At 51.2% G+C, this 17,095-nt stretch carries 16 protein-coding genes; 6 read left to right on the forward strand and 10 right to left on the reverse strand.

Annotated elements, in window-relative coordinates:
* The first annotated feature begins 28 nt into the window (after positions 1 to 28).
* A complete protein-coding gene (locus EX31_RS21635) occupies positions 29 to 823 on the forward strand; it encodes a transporter substrate-binding domain-containing protein (RefSeq protein WP_037036714.1) in 795 nt (264 codons plus the stop codon).
* Between the two features lie 2 nt (positions 824 to 825).
* Entirely contained in the window at positions 826 to 2,511 is a 1,686-nt protein-coding gene (locus EX31_RS21640; protein ID WP_037036716.1) for a M28 family peptidase, read from the forward strand.
* Here the strand turns inward: EX31_RS21640 and EX31_RS21645 are convergent.
* Positions 2,495 to 3,049, reverse strand: coding sequence for a helix-turn-helix domain-containing protein (locus tag EX31_RS21645; protein WP_037036718.1), 555 nt, complete (start codon positions 3,047 to 3,049; stop codon positions 2,495 to 2,497). The genes EX31_RS21640 and EX31_RS21645 overlap by 17 nt on opposite strands.
* 86 nt (positions 3,050 to 3,135) lie before the next feature.
* Here EX31_RS21645 and EX31_RS21650 point away from each other — a divergent pair, with 86 nt between their 5' ends.
* The 3 genes from EX31_RS21650 to EX31_RS21660 all read left to right on the forward strand — a co-directional run bounded on the left by EX31_RS21650 (position 3,136) and on the right by EX31_RS21660 (position 5,438).
* The gene (locus EX31_RS21650) at positions 3,136 to 3,657 is read left to right on the forward strand and encodes a GNAT family N-acetyltransferase (protein ID WP_037036720.1); all 522 of its coding nucleotides are present in this window, start codon (positions 3,136 to 3,138) and stop codon (positions 3,655 to 3,657) included.
* 96 nt (positions 3,658 to 3,753) lie between these two features.
* On the forward strand, positions 3,754 to 4,851 hold the full coding sequence (ada, locus tag EX31_RS21655; RefSeq protein ID WP_037037460.1) for a bifunctional DNA-binding transcriptional regulator/O6-methylguanine-DNA methyltransferase Ada: 1,098 nt from the start codon (positions 3,754 to 3,756) through the stop codon (positions 4,849 to 4,851).
* A 53-nt stretch (positions 4,852 to 4,904) separates the two neighbouring features.
* Positions 4,905 to 5,438, forward strand: coding sequence for a GNAT family N-acetyltransferase (locus EX31_RS21660; RefSeq protein ID WP_013576753.1), 534 nt, complete (start codon positions 4,905 to 4,907; stop codon positions 5,436 to 5,438).
* A gap of 53 nt (positions 5,439 to 5,491) precedes the next feature.
* Here EX31_RS21660 and EX31_RS21665 read toward each other — a convergent pair whose 3' ends face one another.
* The 7 genes from EX31_RS21665 to gatZ all read right to left on the reverse strand — a co-directional run bounded on the left by EX31_RS21665 (position 5,492) and on the right by gatZ (position 11,773).
* Positions 5,492 to 6,196 carry a GNAT family N-acetyltransferase gene (locus tag EX31_RS21665; protein ID WP_037036722.1) on the reverse strand — a complete coding sequence of 235 codons (705 nt, stop codon included), beginning with the start codon at positions 6,194 to 6,196 and terminating at the stop codon, positions 5,492 to 5,494.
* A gap of 121 nt (positions 6,197 to 6,317) precedes the next feature.
* Positions 6,318 to 7,172, reverse strand: a complete 855-nt coding sequence (locus EX31_RS21670) for a tagatose bisphosphate family class II aldolase (protein WP_037036724.1) — start codon at positions 7,170 to 7,172, stop codon at positions 6,318 to 6,320.
* 4 nt (positions 7,173 to 7,176) lie between these two features.
* Complete coding sequence (locus EX31_RS21675) at positions 7,177 to 8,226, reverse strand: alcohol dehydrogenase catalytic domain-containing protein (RefSeq protein WP_037036726.1); 1,050 nt, start codon at positions 8,224 to 8,226, stop codon at positions 7,177 to 7,179.
* A 45-nt stretch (positions 8,227 to 8,271) separates the two neighbouring features.
* Positions 8,272 to 9,639 carry a galactitol-specific PTS transporter subunit IIC gene (locus EX31_RS21680; protein ID WP_037036727.1) on the reverse strand — a complete coding sequence of 456 codons (1,368 nt, stop codon included), beginning with the start codon at positions 9,637 to 9,639 and terminating at the stop codon, positions 8,272 to 8,274.
* A 3-nt stretch (positions 9,640 to 9,642) separates the two neighbouring features.
* A complete protein-coding gene (gene gatB / locus EX31_RS21685; protein ID WP_013576748.1) occupies positions 9,643 to 9,927 on the reverse strand; it encodes a PTS galactitol transporter subunit IIB in 285 nt (94 codons plus the stop codon).
* 75 nt (positions 9,928 to 10,002) lie between these two features.
* Positions 10,003 to 10,485 (reverse strand): PTS galactitol transporter subunit IIA, encoded by a 483-nt coding sequence (gene gatA / locus EX31_RS21690; protein ID WP_037036729.1) that lies wholly within the window; start codon positions 10,483 to 10,485, stop codon positions 10,003 to 10,005.
* Positions 10,478 to 11,773 (reverse strand): tagatose-bisphosphate aldolase subunit GatZ, encoded by a 1,296-nt coding sequence (gatZ, locus tag EX31_RS21695; protein ID WP_037036731.1) that lies wholly within the window; start codon positions 11,771 to 11,773, stop codon positions 10,478 to 10,480. Before gatZ ends, gatA begins: the two co-directional genes overlap by 8 nt.
* 278 nt (positions 11,774 to 12,051) lie before the next feature.
* Between gatZ and EX31_RS21700 the strand changes: the two genes are divergently transcribed.
* Entirely contained in the window at positions 12,052 to 12,834 is a 783-nt protein-coding gene (locus EX31_RS21700; protein WP_013576745.1) for a DeoR/GlpR family DNA-binding transcription regulator, read from the forward strand.
* 190 nt (positions 12,835 to 13,024) lie between these two features.
* Here EX31_RS21700 and EX31_RS21705 read toward each other — a convergent pair whose 3' ends face one another.
* Both EX31_RS21705 and EX31_RS21715 read right to left on the reverse strand, forming a co-directional pair.
* On the reverse strand, positions 13,025 to 13,804 hold the full coding sequence (locus EX31_RS21705) for an ABC transporter substrate-binding protein (RefSeq protein ID WP_037036734.1): 780 nt from the start codon (positions 13,802 to 13,804) through the stop codon (positions 13,025 to 13,027).
* Positions 13,805 to 14,157: 353 nt separating this feature from the next.
* Positions 14,158 to 17,040, reverse strand: coding sequence for a glycosyl hydrolase family 18 protein (locus EX31_RS21715; RefSeq protein WP_037036738.1), 2,883 nt, complete (start codon positions 17,038 to 17,040; stop codon positions 14,158 to 14,160).
* Positions 17,041 to 17,095 lie beyond the last annotated feature (55 nt).

Genomic DNA, 17,095 nt, shown 5'->3' on the forward strand with positions numbered 1-17,095 from the left:
TAATAACCTTGGGTAAGAGGACAGGATAATGATGAAAAAAACACTGGTGGCTGCCGTTATGGCACTGACGTTTGGCAGTGCGCTGGCACATGCTGAAGGCGAAACTTTGCGTGTCGGCGCAGATTTAAGTTATCCGCCATTCCAGTTCCGTGATGCGGCGGGCACGCCGACCGGCTTTGAAATTGATGTCACCAACGCCATCTGCAAAGAGATGAAAGTGAAATGTGACTATGTGGTCAGCAGCTTTGACGCTGAAATTCCTTCGCTGATCGCCAAAAAAGTGGATTTTATTTCGCCGCAGGGCGCGACCGAAAAACGCCGTAAAGTGATCGACTTCAGCGATTTTGTGTATCACATCCCGACCAAACTGGTGGTGCAAAAAGGCAGTCCGCTGTTGCCGACGCCGGAATCGTTGCAGGGCAAACGTATCGCAGTTCAGCAGGGGTCGATTCAGGAAATGTATGCCAATACTTTCTGGCAGCCGAAAGGGGTGGATGTGGTGGCATATGCCGATCAGGACACCATTTATCAGGATCTGGTGGCCGGTCGTTTAGACGGCGCGCTCAGCCCGGCGGTGGCGGTGACCTTTGGTTTCCTCAACAAACCGGAAGGCAAGAATTTTACCCTGACCGGCCCGGAAGTGCGTGACGACAAACTGTTCAGTATCGGTTCGTCGTACGGTCTGCGTAAAGGCGACGGCCATATCAAAAAACTGCTCAATGACGGGCTGGCGAAAATCATTGCCGACGGCACCTGGGAAAAAATTAAGACACAATACTTCGGTCCGCTGGATATATCCGTTCATCAGGAAAAGGCTAAATAATCATGAGCTTGCGCCCGCCTGTTCGTGAACGTTTGTTACCGCTGATGGATGACCTGTTGCGCGAGTTTTCCGGGTTGCACCGGCTTTCCGGCTGCGATGATGCACAACGGGCGGCGCAGCACATGGTGTCTGTGTTGCAGGATCACGGACTGGATGCGCGGCTGATGCAGTGCCCGCTGTATCTCAGCGATCCCCTGGCCGGAAGATTGCGGCTGCCTGAATTCCCGCAATGGCAGTGCGACGCCAAAACCCGTTCGTTCTCGGCCCATTGCCCGCAGGGCGTGGAAGCACAGGGTTATCACGATGACGGTGCCTGTCAGCCGCGTACCGATCTTGAATGGCAACGTTGGGCGCAGGACGTAAAAGGCAAAATTGTGATTGCGGGGCAGGGCTTTGAAGATTACGTGCAACGCCTGTGCGCTGCAGGTGCCGCCGGACTTATCCATATCTGGGGGGCGGCTGAAACCGCACTGCATGAAGAAACCGTCGGGCCGGTCTGGGGGACGCCGGAACCGGATGATTTTCTGCGTTATCCGCGCTTGCCGGTGATTTCCGTTAATCATCAGGATGGTCAGCGTTTGCTGGCGCAGTGTCAGCAACACCCGCTGATGACGCTGGAAATCGCCACGGAACTGAATTTTCACGTTGCTGAATGCGGCATGCCGGTGGTGGAGATTCCCGGCCATTCGCCGGAGTTCGTTCTCCTTTCCTCACATTATGATTCCTGGCACGAAGGCGTCACGGATAACGCGACCGGTAATGCGCTTTGTCTGGCGATGGCAATTCATATTCATCAGCAACCACAAACGTTGCTGCGCGGACTGCGGATTATCTGGTGGCCCGGCCATTCCAATGCCCGTTATGGTGGCTCGGCCTGGTACGCTGACAACTACCGCCAGCAACTGAAACAGCATTGCGTGGCGCATATTAACGTCGATTCACCGGGGTGTAAGGATGCGGTGAATGTTGTGCTCAATGTCAGTGGTGCGGAATCACAGACCTTTTTAAATGCGGCGGTGAAAGCCGTGACCGGTGAACCGGCGCAGCGCATTACCCCCCTGGGCAAAGGCGGCGATCAGTCATTCTGGGGCTGCGCTCTGCCATTGCATTTTGCTTTTCGCGAAGTCCCGCTGGAAAAAAACAGTCAGTCGCCGGGCAGCGGCGGCGGCTGGTGGTGGCACACGCAAGACGACACTTACGATAAAGTGGATCTGAATATTCTCTGGCGCGATACGCAAATCCACGCGCACTGGCTGGAAGGCCTGCTGACACAACCCGCGCTGCCGCTTGATCCGCTGGCTTACCTGAACGGTTTGCAGCAATCGCTGGCAGAACTCGCCGCCACAATTTCACCTGAATTTGATCTCTTTACCGTGGCTGAAAAATTACAACAATTACAGCCTGTTTTGAGCGAACTGACCACGAACTGGCAGGCGGATCCGCAGACCTGGCAGCGGCAACTGAAACAGGCGATCGCCGGTTTACATCGCCTGCGTTACAGCTCCGTGGATGACTTCCATTACGATCTGAGTTATCGCGGCGGTGCGTTCCCCGGTTTTCAGGAACTGGCTGCACGGCGGGAAGATACCTCGCCGGAAATGTGGCTGATGATGGCAACCCGCTTTCGCCGTCAGCGTGACCGTGCACTGGCGCTGCTGGACAGCGTGGAGGCTATTTGTCGCTCATGACCAGCAGATACCGGCAGGGCTTGGTGCCGGGATTACTGAATGTGATGGGCAAATCAACGCCGAACGTCAGCGCATCACCCGCGGTTAACGCATATTTTTCATCACCATAATCAATCGTCAGCGACCCCTCCACCATCCATAAACGTTGTTTATAGGCCTGATGGCTCCAGCCCGGATAACTGACGCGAGCCGCCGCTGGCAGCGTAATTTCGACCAGTTCCGCGCCGCCGTTTTCCTCATGCGCCGTCACCTGACGGCGCAGATAACCGATATCTGGATCCTGCCAGACTTCCTGCTGCGCCAGCGGGCGAAAGGGTGCAGGCTGCTCGTTATCTTCTGACAGCAACTGCGCCAGCGACACGCCCAGACTGGCCGCGAGGCGGCCTAACAGACTGGCGCTCGGGCTGCTGTCCTGCCGCTCAATTTTCGAAATCATTGCCTTACTGACGCCCGAACTGCTGGCCAGTTGTTCGAGGCTTAAACCCTGAGATTTTCGCAAAGCCTGCAGGCGCGTGGCGATCAATTGGTCGATTGACATGAGGTAAGTTCCGTTGTTTACTTTTGTGGAAATAATTCTACTATAGTGGAATTGAGTGCATAACGGAAGCCACCGGGGAACGACTGATGAAAATGATTACCTGCACTGAACGCCAGCATGCTGTCGCAATTTTGGATATCTTTAATGATGCGATTCTGACATCTACGGCGCTTTATGATTATAAGCCACGCCATATCGACAGCATGACATCGTGGTTTGCCACTAAACTGACCCATAATTTTCCGGTGATCGGGCTGGAAGACGCGCAGGGGACGTTACTGGGTTTTGCCAGTTATGGCACGTTCCGCGCCTGGCCTGCGTATAAATATTCGGTCGAGCATTCGATTTATATCCATAAAGATCATCGTGGAAAAGGGTTGGGAAAAATCCTGCTAAGCGCACTGGTGGAAGCTGCCCGTGAACGGGGTGTGCACACGCTGATTGGCGCCATTGATGCGGCTAACAGTGGCAGTATTGCCCTGCACGAAAAAAATGGATTCAGCCATACCGGCACGATTAAACAGGCGGCTTTCAAATTTGATCGCTGGCTGGATCTGGCTTTTTATCAGATGATCCTCGAAACGCCCTTAAAACCGGTTGCAGGCTGAGGGCGCCGCGCTGAATGAGAAAGCAAGAGCCGGAGGGCGCGGGTGTTCACGGCGATTTATGCTGGCAGTTATCCAGTCGCAAACGTGAGGCATAAAATGTCAGGTAAAACAGAAGTCATCAAAGATAAGGCATGGGGAAATATTGCCTGTGTGCAGAGCCAGGATCCTCGCTGGCAAGCGGTCGTCAACTGTGATGCGAATGCGGATGGCAAATTTGTTTATGCGGTAAAAACCACCGGAATTTACTGCGCACCGTCGTGTCCGTCGCGGCAGCCTAATCCGGAAAATGTTATCTACTTTGATGATGCCGAAGCCGCAGAACAGGCAGGATTCCGTCCCTGCAAGCGTTGCCGTCAGGGGCTGATTTCACTGGCGCAGTTTCATGCTCAGCGTGTGGCTCAGGCCTGCCGGTTGCTGGAACAATCGGCCGACATGCTGACGCTGAATCAGCTGGCTGCCAAAGTGGGCATCAGCGCATATCATTTTCATCGCCTGTTTAAAGCACAAACCGGCGTGACACCTAAAGAGTACCAACAGGCGCAGCGAGCACGCCGGGTACGTGAAAAACTGACAGATTCTGCGACGGTCACCGAGGCGATCCACGCGGCGGGCTATCCTTCTGATGGCCGGTTTTACGAAACCTCCGTGGCGACACTGGGTATGACGCCGCAAAATTTTCGCTCGGGCGGCCGTGATGTACGCGTCTGGTTTGCCATCGGCAAATCTTCTCTCGGCGATATACTGGTCGCCGAAAGTCAGCGGGGGATCTGCGCCATTTTGCTGGGAGATGACCCTGAAAAGCTGATTAATGAACTGCAAAACAGTTTTCCGCAGGCAGAATTACTGGGCGGTGATCCGGATTTCGAGCAGCGTATTGCCCTGGTCGTCGGCTTTGTGGAAGCGCCAGAGATGGGTCTGGATTTGCCGCTGGATATTCGCGGCACGGCTTTCCAGCAGCGTGTCTGGCAGGCATTGCGTGATATTCCGCCGGGAACAACAGCCAGCTATGCCGAGATCGCCAACAAAATTGGCTCGCCGAAATCAGTCCGCGCGGTGGCCGGGGCCTGCGCCGCGAACCTGCTGGCGGTCGCCATCCCGTGCCATCGGGTGGTGAAAACCGGTGGCAATATTTCCGGTTACCGCTGGGGGGTAGAACGAAAACGCAGTTTGCTGGCGCGGGAAGAGAAGGGCTGACTATACTGTGCAGACTTTATGATCTCATGAACTTTTTTATAACGAGGGATGCCGTGCCAGCCTGCACTTTACGGATTGCTGAACCCAAAGATATCGATGCTCTTGCTCAATTACATGTTGCCATCTGGCGTGATACTTATCGTGAGCTTGCTCCTCCGGAGGCTTTTGTGGCTCTCGATGTACCGCGTCGGCAAGCGTTCTGGCAGGATAAATTTGCACATCCTGCTGACGGTCAGGGCATTTTTATTGCGGAAACTGATGGAGCATTCGCCGGATTTTGTCTGGCTTCGGCTTCCTCAAACCCGGAATTTGGCGACATGGCAGAAATCAAATTTCTGTATGTTTCTCCGGCATTTAAACGTCGGGGAATTGGCCGACTGTTGATCGCCAAAGCCGCAAAGCATCTTTCCGCTGAAGGTTTTCGCAGCGCAGGGTTGGGTGTTGTCGAAGGAAACGAACCGGCCATTCGTTTTTACCAGGCTTTAGGTGGCCGCGAAGCCGGACGATATACCGATGCCGGGCCACTCTGGCGCTCGCCTAACATAATCTATGCGTGGCCCGATATTACCGTGCTGACTGCACTGTAAATCCCCCTGGCGGTCAAACCCCCGCCTGCGTCAGTGAATAGCGCAGGCAATATTCACCCACGCAGTGTTTCCAGCCGTTGTTTTTGCTGACCTTCCGGCGTGAAATTATCTGCGCTTAACCAGCGTTCAAACGCGGCTTTCGACGCTGGCCATTCATAGTCGAGAACGGAATACCAGCAGGTGTCACGGTTGTGGCCTTTATTGATGATGGCCTGACGGAACATACCTTCATAGTGGAAACCAAAACGCTGTGCGGCCAGTTTTGATGGCTCATTCAGGCTGTGGCATTTCCATTCGCAGCGGCGATATTTCAGCGTATCGAACAGATAGCGTTGCAGCAGATAAATTGCTTCAGTGCCAAAACGCGTGCGTTTCATCAGCGGAGACCAGTTCACCCAGCCAATTTCGGCAACGCCATTCACCGCATCAATGCGCATCAGAGAAACGCTGCCGACTGCGCGTTGTGTCTGCATATCGACAACCGCAAAGAACAGGGGATCCTCACTTCTGGCCTGTTGAGAAATAAACAGATCGCAATCAGCCTGGGTCGCAGGACGATCGACGGAGAGATATGTCCAGTCGCGATTATCATCAATGCTGTGCCAGGCCCTGAAGAGATCCTGACTATGGCGTTCAACGTTCAGAGGCTCCAGACGACACCAGAGGCCGTCAAGCTGAACATGAGAAGGTCGTTCGCGGGGTTGCCAGTCGGGAAGGGCATCACCAATGGGTTGGCCGAAGTGGTTAAGGGTGGTCATAGCGTTTCCATTTTACTCTCAATGAACTTCCATAAAATCAGAATGGAATGACGCCTGCAACCGGCGCTTTAATAAAAATCCGGAAAGCGGGCGCTTAGCCCGCTTCGTTAATACAGGCCAGTTATAAGCATCCGGCACTGCCACAGATCCTGATTTTTTCCTCAACAACTTTTTGCATCGCCAGTTTTCCAGGCACGATGTATTTGCGGGGATCATTAGCATCCGGATGTTGTGCAAAATACTCTTTTACCGCGCCGGCAAATGCGATTTTCAGCTCGGTCGCAACATTGACTTTGCAGATCCCAAGTTCTATTGCCTGACGGATCATGCTTTCAGGAATACCGGACGCACCATGCAGGACCAGCGGGACATCGACCTGCTGACGGATTTGCCCAAGGCGGCAGAAGTCCAGTTTCGGTTCGCCCTGATACAGACCATGCGCGGAGCCAATCGCAACGGCCAGCGAGTCAATGCGTGTGGATTCAACAAAGTGCCTGGCCACAACGGGATCGGTGAAAAAACTGTCGCCTTCGTCTACCACCAGATCGTCTTCCTGCCCGCCAAGACGGCCGAGTTCTGCTTCGACACTGGCATCAAAGGCATGACACAACCGTACAGTTTCACACACGTGTTGGATGTTTTCTGCCAGCGGGAAATGTGAAGCATCAATCATTACGGAGCGGATCCCCGACCGGACTTTGTTTTCGATATCGCCCTGATCTTCATGGTGGTCCAGATGCAGCGCCAGTGGAATGCGATACTTCCGCGCAGCCTCATGGCATATCGAGATCAGGTAGTCTGTACCTGCATAACTGAATGTCCCCGGCGTTCCGGCAAGGATCACCGGAGAACTCATGGCTGCCGCCGTTTCTGCCACGACTTGTACCGTCTCGAGGTTGTGAACGTTGAAAGCCGGGACGGCGTAACCTCCGCGCTGAGCTGCGAGCAGCATTTCCCTGTTTGAAATCAGATACATTTTCTTAGCCTCCCGTCATATCCAGCAAAATCTTTCCCGTCATCGGCTTGCCAGCCAGTGCCGTGACGTCCCTGACAAACTCTGTGGGACGGGCAACGCTGGCGATCAGGGGGGCCAGGTTTAGCTTATTCTCAGCAAAAAGCTGTATGGCAAGTCGCCACTCACTGCCCGGCCACGGAGAGGAATAGTTCATCCAACTGCCGAGCAAGGTCAGCTCTTTGCGCAGGATATGGCCGAAAGTAGTGACGTCTAAAGTCAGGTCTTTGTGTAAGGTGCCGACCAGCGCGATTTGCGCTTTGGGGCCTGCGATATTGAGAGACAAGGCCACGGTTTGCGCTGTGCCTGCTGTTTCAATAATCAGCTGATTAAAGCGCCGTTCATGAGTTTGCTGGCGGATTTCATCGGCGTTGCATATTGCGCTGTTATAAACGTGGCTGGCACCTGTTTCCTGCGCCAGGGAAAGGCGCTGCGGATTGATATCGATCGCTGTCACCGATTTAGCCCCCAGGGCGCTGGCTGCCTGAATAAGCAACTGCCCGATGGTGCCAGCTCCAATGACTATCACTTCTTTACCCTCACAGCCTCCTGCCAGCTTCAGGGCATGCAAGCCAACGGTGAGCGGTTCCAAAAAAGCGCCTTGCAGAAGTGAGAAATTCTCCGGCAATTTAAATAAGTTTTTACGCGAAACCACAATGAATTCAGCATGGCCGCCACTCCGTCGGGAGCCAATAAATTGATAATGCTTACATTGGGAATACGCTGTTTTGCGGCACTCTTCGCACTGAAAGCATGGCAATAAAGGTACGCAGGCCACGGCATCCCCCTCATATAAATCGCTGACTTCTTCTCCGGTGCTAACGACGTGACCACTGAATTCGTGGCCTAATGTGATGGGATAAAAATGTGAACTGCTGGCGAAAATACGCGGGATATCGGATCCGCAAAGCCCGGAGTAGGCAATGCGAACCAGAACCTCATCGGGTGCACTCAGCGTAGGAGCAGGTTGCTCTTCAATAGTTATCCTGCTGTCAGCATGCACAACGACTGATTTCATAGTCAGATTCCTTAAGCGGGGGATTTCCCCCCGCCGCGATGAAAGTTAAGAGTTAACCAGTGAAGCGGCTGCCCGCTTTTCTGTTTGTGTGAATTGACGGGCGCGACGCCATGTCAGGAATACACCGATGGCGTAAATAACGCCGATGATGCTGAGCCCGGCGATGTTTTTGAGCGTGCAAAGTTGGATGAGTAAATACGTGATCGGCGAGCCGCCCTGATCCATTGAAGCTACTCTTCCTCCAGCCGTGAGTGCACCCGCATTTTCAGCCAGTTGGGTATGTAAATCAATGGTCTGCGTCGCTATCCACAGTGTGATGCTCATGATGATGCAACCCGAAATCAGCGTGCGGAACAGGTTGCCCTGATGCACGGCCACCGCGATGGCAACGAAGAAACCGATAGTGGCGAGGTCACCAAATGGCAAGACCTGATTTCCCGGGACAAGCACGGCGATAAGGATTGTCAGAGGAATAAAAATCAGGCTGGCTGAAACAACGGCGGTATGACCGAGTAATAAAGCCGGATCCAGACCAATCAGGAACTCCTGTCCACCAAAGCGGGCTTGCAGACGTGTACGGGCATGGCGGGCAATGGGCGTTAAACCGTCCATTATCGGTTTGATGACCCGTGGCATCAGAAGCATGACCGCAGCGGTTTTAACGGCCAGCTGCAATACGCCTTTGACGTCGTATCCCGCGAGGTAACCAATAATCAGCCCCATCACGAAACCGACGGTGACGGGTTCACCGAACGGACCGAAACGCTTTTGCACATCATCAGCGCTGAAGTGAATTTTGTTCAGCCCTGGAATCTTCTCAATGAGGGTATCAACCAGTACCGCAATCGGGCCGAGATACGCCGAGGAACCATGGGGGATGGCAATACCGTCCAGATTAAAGAAATCACGCGTATCCTTTGCAAACCAGTCGCCCAGCTTGTAGATGAATGCCGCATGCAAAACGACCCCCATGATCCCCAGCCAGTAAGAACCGGTGGCGAGGTGCAACATGGCACCGGTGAAAGTCATGTGCCAGATATTCCAGATATCCACATTGACGACACGTGTCATACGCGTCAGCAACATGACGATGTTCACACCGATCGCAATCGGAATAGCGACCAGCGCGATTTGTGATGCCCAGGTCATTGGCGACGAACCCGGCCAGCCAATATCGACGACCTGCAGGTTAATTTCGAAATGCTCTGCCATGGCTTTTGCCGCAGGGCCGATGGAATCGAGCATCAGGCCAATGACCAGACCGATCCCGACAAAGCCAATACCAATATGAATCGCAGATTTAAATGAATCCCCCAGTTTCATCCCTAATATCAGAGAGAAAACGATGATCACCCCAGGCAGCATGACTGTCGGGCCGAGATCGAGGATGTAGCGCATGATGTCGGTAAACATGACTTACTCCTGTAACAGGGTCAGTATTTGCTGACGTAACGTATCCATACCCACGCCGGAGATAAACGGCATGCCGTGCACCACCGGAATGTTGCCAAATGTCCGGTCAACTTTGGCGGTGGTACAAATCAGATGGGCACCGTCCATATAGGTTTCGATTTCCGTTACCCGGCACTGAACGAGATCCACATGTATGCCATGCGCCTCACACAATTCTTTGATTTCCTCCGCTGCCAGCGTAGAGGTGGCAACGGCTCCGCCACAGGCGACTATAATTTTTCGCTTCACGGTAAGGCTCCTTAACAGATTGTTTTAAATATTATTTTTCTAGGTAAGACGTCGGGTTTATTGCTGAGAACATTTTCAGGTACAAACGGCGGATCGTTTCTCAGGTGCCGGGATAAAAATGTGCCGTTCAAAAAGCGCGGATAACTGTTCTTCAGGCGCTGTCAGTAAGCTTTCGAAAAAAACAGGATCCTGTAGCTGGCTGAATAACTGACGTAACAACATCAGCTGTTCAGAAGGATGAGTGACAATCAGGGCAATAATGAGTGTCGCGGGAATCGTTCCCTCATCATCAGCCTGAAAGAATTCCACCGCTGTATCTGGCCTGATCAGATAAATGGCCGGGCTGCGGGCATGGGTGGCTTCGCAATGAGGAATGGCGACGGCGTGGTGTTCAAGCTGAATGCCGGTGGGATATTCAGCCTCGCGATTGACCAGCGCCTGCGGATACGTCGATTCCACCACGCCCTCCTGCACCATGCGCTCACCGATATGCATGAGTGCTTCGTGATAATCCACAAAGCTGATACCTGTTTTGACGAAGATTTCGCAATTATGCATGGCAGGCTCCTTCGCATATCGTTTGCAACGGCGTGCAGCCGAAGTGATATGCGCGTAAAACGTCCTGAATTTTATCGATGATAAGTTCATGTGGATCGCTGGCGAGTTCGCCGTTCATCACCCGTTCAAACTGAGCAGGAAGATATTGGCTCAACAGACCAAGCGGGATATCTGTTGAACGCAGGTTGGCCATTAAAACGTCCATCGCCCGGTTGATGCGTGTATGAGGCCAGTAGTAGCGAATTCGATCGGATAAGCTGAAATGCAGATCAATAAGCGAAAGGCTGAATGTTGGGTTGTAATACTTTTTCCAGTAACCGGGTTCATCCAGCATGACGCCATCAATGACCGTCAGGATCTGGCTGCGGCATTCTGGCGCAATCAATACCTGTTCAATGTTGGCCAGGGCAAAGACGGCTTCCCGCAAAGCGAAAGTCAGCGCGGGACCCACTTTCAGGATAGCGAAGTGATCTTTCACCAGGTTGCGGTAGGAATCACGGGTCTGGTAATCGGTGGAATGTGCCTCATAAACCAGTGGTGTAGCCGCAATATAAGCTGACAGATCCTGAGCAAGATCAGACTGATAGTGAATCACGCGGCTGTGATCGAATTCAACGCCGGGCTGAACCACGATGGCGACGATCCGATCTATGGCATCATTGAGCCCGAGTTCACGAAATGCCTGATGGTGCATATCCAGAGTCGCTTTTGCATCTTTGGCTTCAGTGACATGAACGTGCTGAATCGCCGATGACTCACCGCCTGGAACCGGAACTTCAGTACCGATGACATAGGTCAGCAACGCTTTCTGCTGTGCAGTTGCCACTTCTTCTGCGACCTGACATAAACGCGCCGCGCGCTGCGCCACGACGAAAGGATCCAGAGGAACAGGATCGTCTGCACAGGACATGGATGCATCCAGATGAATTTTGCTGAATCCGGCTTCGACATAACGCGCGATAAGCTCTTGTGCTTTTGCCATCGCTGTTTCGGCGTTTTCGTGCTGCCAGCAGTTTGGCCCCAGATGATCGCCCCCTAAGATCAGACGTTGTAATGGGAATCCGATTTTCTCGGCAATGGCGAGAACGAAATCCCGAAAATCAATTGGCAGCATGCCGGTATAGCCGCCAAACTGATTTACCTGGTTGGAGGTTGCCTCGATGAGCACTTTTCGGCCAGTGTGCAAGTCTTCCCGTAATGCAGCTTCAATCACCAGCGGGTGCGCAGAGCATACTGAGCAGATCCCGATCCTTTCGCCTGTCTTGTGTTTAGCAATAATGTCTTTCATTTTATGCCTCCGTTTATTTCCGAAGAGGATCATACCTTTCCGAAAGGCAAACAATAGCGTTTTCTGCATTATGTGATGGTGATCGAAATGTTTCGTAAGTTTATTGCATTCGTTTTCTTTCGTTTTAGGGGCATCTCGGGGATTGAAAAGATAACGTCTGAGAATGCAGCAAAGGCACATGCGGAGTTGCTATGCTTCACAGCGCAGGGAATTTTTACTCCTCATTAAGGTGCCTTTTGTTTACACTGTGAGGAATATGACCTTTCGGATTACTCATAATGAATACTTATGAACGTCGCAATAAAATCATTGATTTAGTGAATGAAAATGGCAGTGTTCTGGTCACTGACCTTTCGACTGCTTTCGAAGTTTCAGAGGTGACAATTCGGTCAGACTTGAGTTTGCTGGAACAAAAAGGTGCGCTCAGTCGTTTTCACGGAGGGGCGGCAAAGTGGATCGCAAAGGAAACGCCTGGTCACGAAAAACCACTGGATGAAATGGTTCTGGAAGAACGTTATCTTCACGCCAGCGACCCGAAAAAACGCATTGCTCAGACCGCCGCAGGGTTGGTTAAACCGGGGGATACCGTGATCCTCGACAGTGGCAGCACGACCATGCTGCTGGCTGAGGAGTTAGTGAAAGCGGGTGATATCACTGTCATTACTAACAACTTACCGGCTGCGTTTGTATTATCAGAAAACCCGGATATCACTCTGGTCGTTTGCGGCGGAACACTACGCCACAAAACGCGTTCGCTACATGGCAACATCACGGAATATGCGTTGCAGGGCATCGTCGCTAACCTCATGTTTGTCGGCGCTGATGGCCTCGACGCGGCCACAGGGATCACCACATTTAATGAAGGCTATAGTATCAGCGGTATTATGGCTGATGCCGCTCAGCGTGTTGTCGTGGTGACTGATTCGACTAAATTTGGCCGACGCGGATATAACCTGGTGCTGCCTATGGAAAAAATCGACACTATCATTACTGACTCCGCTATCAGCGATGATGTGCAACAGGCGCTCCAACAAACATCGACAGAGATTATTGTTGTTTAATCTTTATCCGGTTTCTGGCTTCAACCTGTGCTGACTTTATGGCCGATGATGATTAAAAGATACTGGCATAACAGAGGGTTGCGCAGACGCGCAAGAAAATTTTTATCTGTTTCAGTAACAGCTATTGATAAGTGGAAGCGGTATTCAAAAAAGGCCGCAGAGCAAGATCCCTGCGGCGACGGAAAAGCAATCAGGATTTTTTGTTATAAACTTCAAAGGTGAAGTATTTCTTTTCCAGCGTCTGATAAGTGCCGTTTTTGTGTATTTCTGCCAGTGCATTATTGATCACTGTCAGATGTGCCTGATCATCCTTACGCAGTCCGATGGCCGTGCCTTCACCCAAATAACGGGTGTCGTTTAATGGCTCCCCGGCGAAGGCATAACCCGTGCCTTCCGGGGTTTTCAGGAAGCCCGTTTCTGCGGCGGCGGCATTGGTCAGCGTCACGTCTATGCGACCTGATGCCAGATCCTGGTTCACGAAATCCTGATTCTGATAGGAAACCACATCCACGCCTTTTTTCTGCCATTCGCCCTGGGCGTAGGCTTCCTGCGTAGTGCCCTGAGCAACACCCACCGTTTTTCCTTTCAGTGAATCGGCTGTGGGTTGCAGGCCGCTCCCTTTCTTCGCGATCAGCACACTGGGTACGTGGTAAAGCATGTCGGAGAAAGTGACCTGCGTTTTACGTTTTGGTGTCATGGACATTGCAGAAAGTACCGCATCAAACTTTTTAGCATTCAGCGCCGGGATAATGCCGTCATAGGCGGTTTCGACCCACTCACATTTCACTTTTGCCTGCTGACAAATGGCGTTACCTAAATCGATATCAAAACCGACCAGCTTGCCATCTGGCGCTTTTGATTCAAAAGGTGGAAATGACGGATCCACACCGAAACGCAATGTCGTCTCCGCATGTGCCAGCCCGCTGGTGGCCGATAATGCCGCGATGATCAGCAAGGGGATTTTATTCACAATTGTTCTCCGGTGATACTCAACAATAAACCCCCGCCTGGCTTTGGCGAGGGTAAAACAGGGTTCTCTGTTTTGAATATGACGACCGTGCCCGTTGTGGTCAAGCGGCAAGCTTATGTTCAAAACGGGCAGTGGCGTGATATAGGGATGATTGGTTTTTGGGGAGAACAAGTAAGGGTTTTTTTGGGGTATATAGCAGGGTAAGTTCTGTTTTTCATATTAGAAACAACAGGATAAATTTTCCGATGTCTGAGGCTAACCGGCAAAAAAATCGCCTTTACCCACAGGGATAAAGGCGATTTAAGCTTTAACTTTGACTTAATATGACATTGTCAAAGGCTGTTCATTGAAGATTACTTAGTTTTATCGATGGAGAATTTTATTGAAAGGGCTTTGTTATCAAATGACAATTTTTTAAGATCGGGGATCTGTTCGCCTGACTTCACATCAATATAAGACCCACGATAGTCACGTTCAGAATATATGCGGGCGTTATAACCCTCAGCAACCTTTATTGAGGACATCTTACTACCGAAATTAGGCATATATTCCCAATATTCATAACCCCCATCGAGCAATGGAGTATCACCCATAATGTTTATCGATTGGCCATTATAATAACCGTCATAAGCAATCGCTTTAACGACCTGAACAGATGATGCTGCTTTGTTCATGTCGATGCCTGACTGGGTCATATCATAGAGAGGTTTAGATTTAAAATATATATATGAGTAACTACTTCCTTTGAAATGACAGTCTGTGAATAAATATATCCCCAACGAACTTTTTGGCACCTTTACGGACGACACTTCGTCATTGGCTTCAAAACCGTTTTTCATCTTCACATCGGCTAAGCAATCGATGTCCCCGGTGATATCCAGGCTATCACCAGTAGCATTACCGTTCTGGAACAGTGTGGCTTTAAGACCGTGCACCTGTTCTGGCTCTGGTTCTGGCTCTGGCTGCGGTTCTGGCTCAAAGCTGGTGACCACCATTTGGGCCACAACTGCCGGATTAGGTGACACACGCTGAATGACAATGGTTTCACCGATAGAAATGTCTTTTTCATCCGACTTAACGTGTGAAATAGCGCCATCTACAGTCTCGGTACTGTAATCACATTTGCCATTATCGCAGTTGAAAATATAGTTGCCTCTCTTGCTATCATCAACGATTTTAGCAACATAAGAAGAACCATCTGCGCTGTGAAGTTTCGCGTTATCAAAATCAACGAAAATATACGGCACGTTATTGATTTTCGACACGGTCATCGACTTCACGCTGCCATCAGTGATCACTGGGCTAATACCATCAAGCATATCCTGGGTGACCGTAATCTGACCGAGAACAGCCTGATTCGGATACTCACGTTTAACCGAAATGACAGACCCTACTGCCAGGCGGCTTTCAACATTCCCGGTACGGAATGAAGCTTCTTTACCTAAACTTTTCTTGTTGCTGTAGTAATAGTGAGTGCCTTCTGTGCCGAAAAGATATTTCCCGTCAACATAGGCTGTATATGCCGTGCCACTCGTAATTTTGCTGGAATCGAGATTCATGTAAACACGAGTCTGACCATCATCCACACTGACCAGAATAGCTTTCAGATCGGTCTTATCGATAACCGGATCTTCATCTGGTACTGGCACATCGGAATCATCCGGCAGTGGCGTGTTTTTCACTTCTTTAACGATATTACCCAGTTCGTGTTCCGGAGTATCGCCACTGATATCCCACAGGATCGCACCACCGAAGCCCTGATCGAGAATGTAATCCACTTTTTCGCCAATAGATTGCGGATCGTCATAGGTCAGGAATTCTTGCTTGGTTTTGCTGTAGAGATACGGAACGTGCGACTCTGAGTCCCAATAGCGCGTATATTCGCCGCTGTTCAGTTTTTGTTTCAGCACATACCACGGGTTGGTGCCGGTGAAGTCTTTAGCATCATCCCATGCACCTTTCACCGTTGCCGCACCGGTGTTAAACATGCCCGGTAAACCAGGAATCAGCTCGGTTCCAGGGACATAACCCCAGCCACGACCATAATAAGGGATCCCCATCATCAGCTTGGTTTTTGGCACTTGCCAGGTGTTGACGTAAGCATTCATGGTGTCGGCCACGTTCAGGTCTTTATCTTCATCATGGCTGTTTTCATACAGCGGCGCGTTATGGCCGGTTAATGGTTCGAATGCACCGTGGATGTCATACGCCATCACGTTCACGCTATCGAGCAACGGTGCCGTCACGGCCGGGTTGATGAACTGAATATTGTTGTGGTTAGTGGTGACCGCCGCAGAAAGTTGATAGTACTTATCATCTTTTTTGCCCTGGGTATCCAGTTTGGTACGCAGTGACTGGAGCAGTTTAGTGAACTGATTTTTCTCCGTGTCGTTGTCCGGGTATTCCCAGTCAATATCCAGACCGTCGAAATGCCACTGTGCCATGTAGCTGACCATGCTGTTGGCCAGCTTCTCAATACCTGCATCCGTGGCGGTTGCCGCTTCGAAGACACCCTCCTGGGAATTATTCCAGCCACCGACAGAAATCATATGCGCGACATTCGCGGCATCAGTACGCTGCTCAAGGTCTTTCATCAGACCCGGAGCTTTGTCGGTGTCATGCATGGTGACAACCCCATTTTTTACTACGGCAAAACCATAGTTAAGGTGGGTCAGGCCAGAGTAGTCCACTTTATCCGGGGTAAAGAAGTTATGTGCTTCATACACGCCCCATTCCGGGAAGTAACCAATCACTTTACGTTGTGCGGCTACGTTGGCTTTTTCACGGTTCTGCAGGTCGATGGCGTCCTGACCGGTATACGGTGTGAACTGGAAAGTTGCATAAGGTTTGATGTTGATTGCATCGCCAGATACCCATACCGGATCGGTTCCCGGGCTAATACCCTGGTCAACCCACCATTGTGCAGTCCAGTAGTATCCCAGGAAGCGAACGGTATCGCCGCCTTTATAGGTGCGGTTTGGATCGTAATCCTCAGAAATAATAGCCAGTTCCTGTTTTGGCGCGACTTGTGCTAAGACAGTACCTGGGAAGTTGTTTTGCGATGCGTTGGTATACGCAGTCCAGGTGTGACCACCATCTTTGGTGATCATCATTGAGTAATCGAGGCCGGAGAAGGTGTTAGTCTGATCGCTTGCCGTCACAGTGGCAGCAGACGAAATTATTGGGAATCCAATAGCAGAAAACAGGATTGCTTTAGTTAATTTATTTAAGCGCATAGGTGACTTCCTAATTTGTCTATAAACTCGTTTATTAACAAGGATACAAGAAATA

Source organism: Rahnella sp. WP5, from assembly GCF_000745615.1.
GTDB lineage: Bacteria > Pseudomonadota > Gammaproteobacteria > Enterobacterales > Enterobacteriaceae > Rahnella > Rahnella aceris.

Excerpts from the sequence above, each read along its gene's own strand:
- EX31_RS21635 (WP_037036714.1), top strand. The coding sequence starts at position 29 with ATGATGAAAAAAACACTGGTGGCTGCCGTTATGGCACTGACGTTTGGC.
- EX31_RS21640 (WP_037036716.1), top strand. The coding sequence starts at position 826 with ATGAGCTTGCGCCCGCCTGTTCGTGAACGTTTGTTACCGCTGATGGAT.
- EX31_RS21645 (WP_037036718.1), bottom strand. The coding sequence starts at position 3,049 with ATGTCAATCGACCAATTGATCGCCACGCGCCTGCAGGCTTTGCGAAAA.
- EX31_RS21650 (WP_037036720.1), top strand. The coding sequence starts at position 3,136 with ATGAAAATGATTACCTGCACTGAACGCCAGCATGCTGTCGCAATTTTG.
- ada (WP_037037460.1), top strand. The coding sequence starts at position 3,754 with ATGTCAGGTAAAACAGAAGTCATCAAAGATAAGGCATGGGGAAATATT.
- EX31_RS21665 (WP_037036722.1), bottom strand. The coding sequence starts at position 6,196 with ATGACCACCCTTAACCACTTCGGCCAACCCATTGGTGATGCCCTTCCC.
- EX31_RS21670 (WP_037036724.1), bottom strand. The coding sequence starts at position 7,172 with ATGTATCTGATTTCAAACAGGGAAATGCTGCTCGCAGCTCAGCGCGGA.
- EX31_RS21675 (WP_037036726.1), bottom strand. The coding sequence starts at position 8,226 with ATGAAATCAGTCGTTGTGCATGCTGACAGCAGGATAACTATTGAAGAG.
- EX31_RS21680 (WP_037036727.1), bottom strand. The coding sequence starts at position 9,639 with ATGTTTACCGACATCATGCGCTACATCCTCGATCTCGGCCCGACAGTC.
- gatA (WP_037036729.1), bottom strand. The coding sequence starts at position 10,485 with ATGCATAATTGCGAAATCTTCGTCAAAACAGGTATCAGCTTTGTGGAT.
- gatZ (WP_037036731.1), bottom strand. The coding sequence starts at position 11,773 with ATGAAAGACATTATTGCTAAACACAAGACAGGCGAAAGGATCGGGATC.
- EX31_RS21700 (WP_013576745.1), top strand. The coding sequence starts at position 12,052 with ATGAATACTTATGAACGTCGCAATAAAATCATTGATTTAGTGAATGAA.
- EX31_RS21715 (WP_037036738.1), bottom strand. The coding sequence starts at position 17,040 with ATGCGCTTAAATAAATTAACTAAAGCAATCCTGTTTTCTGCTATTGGA.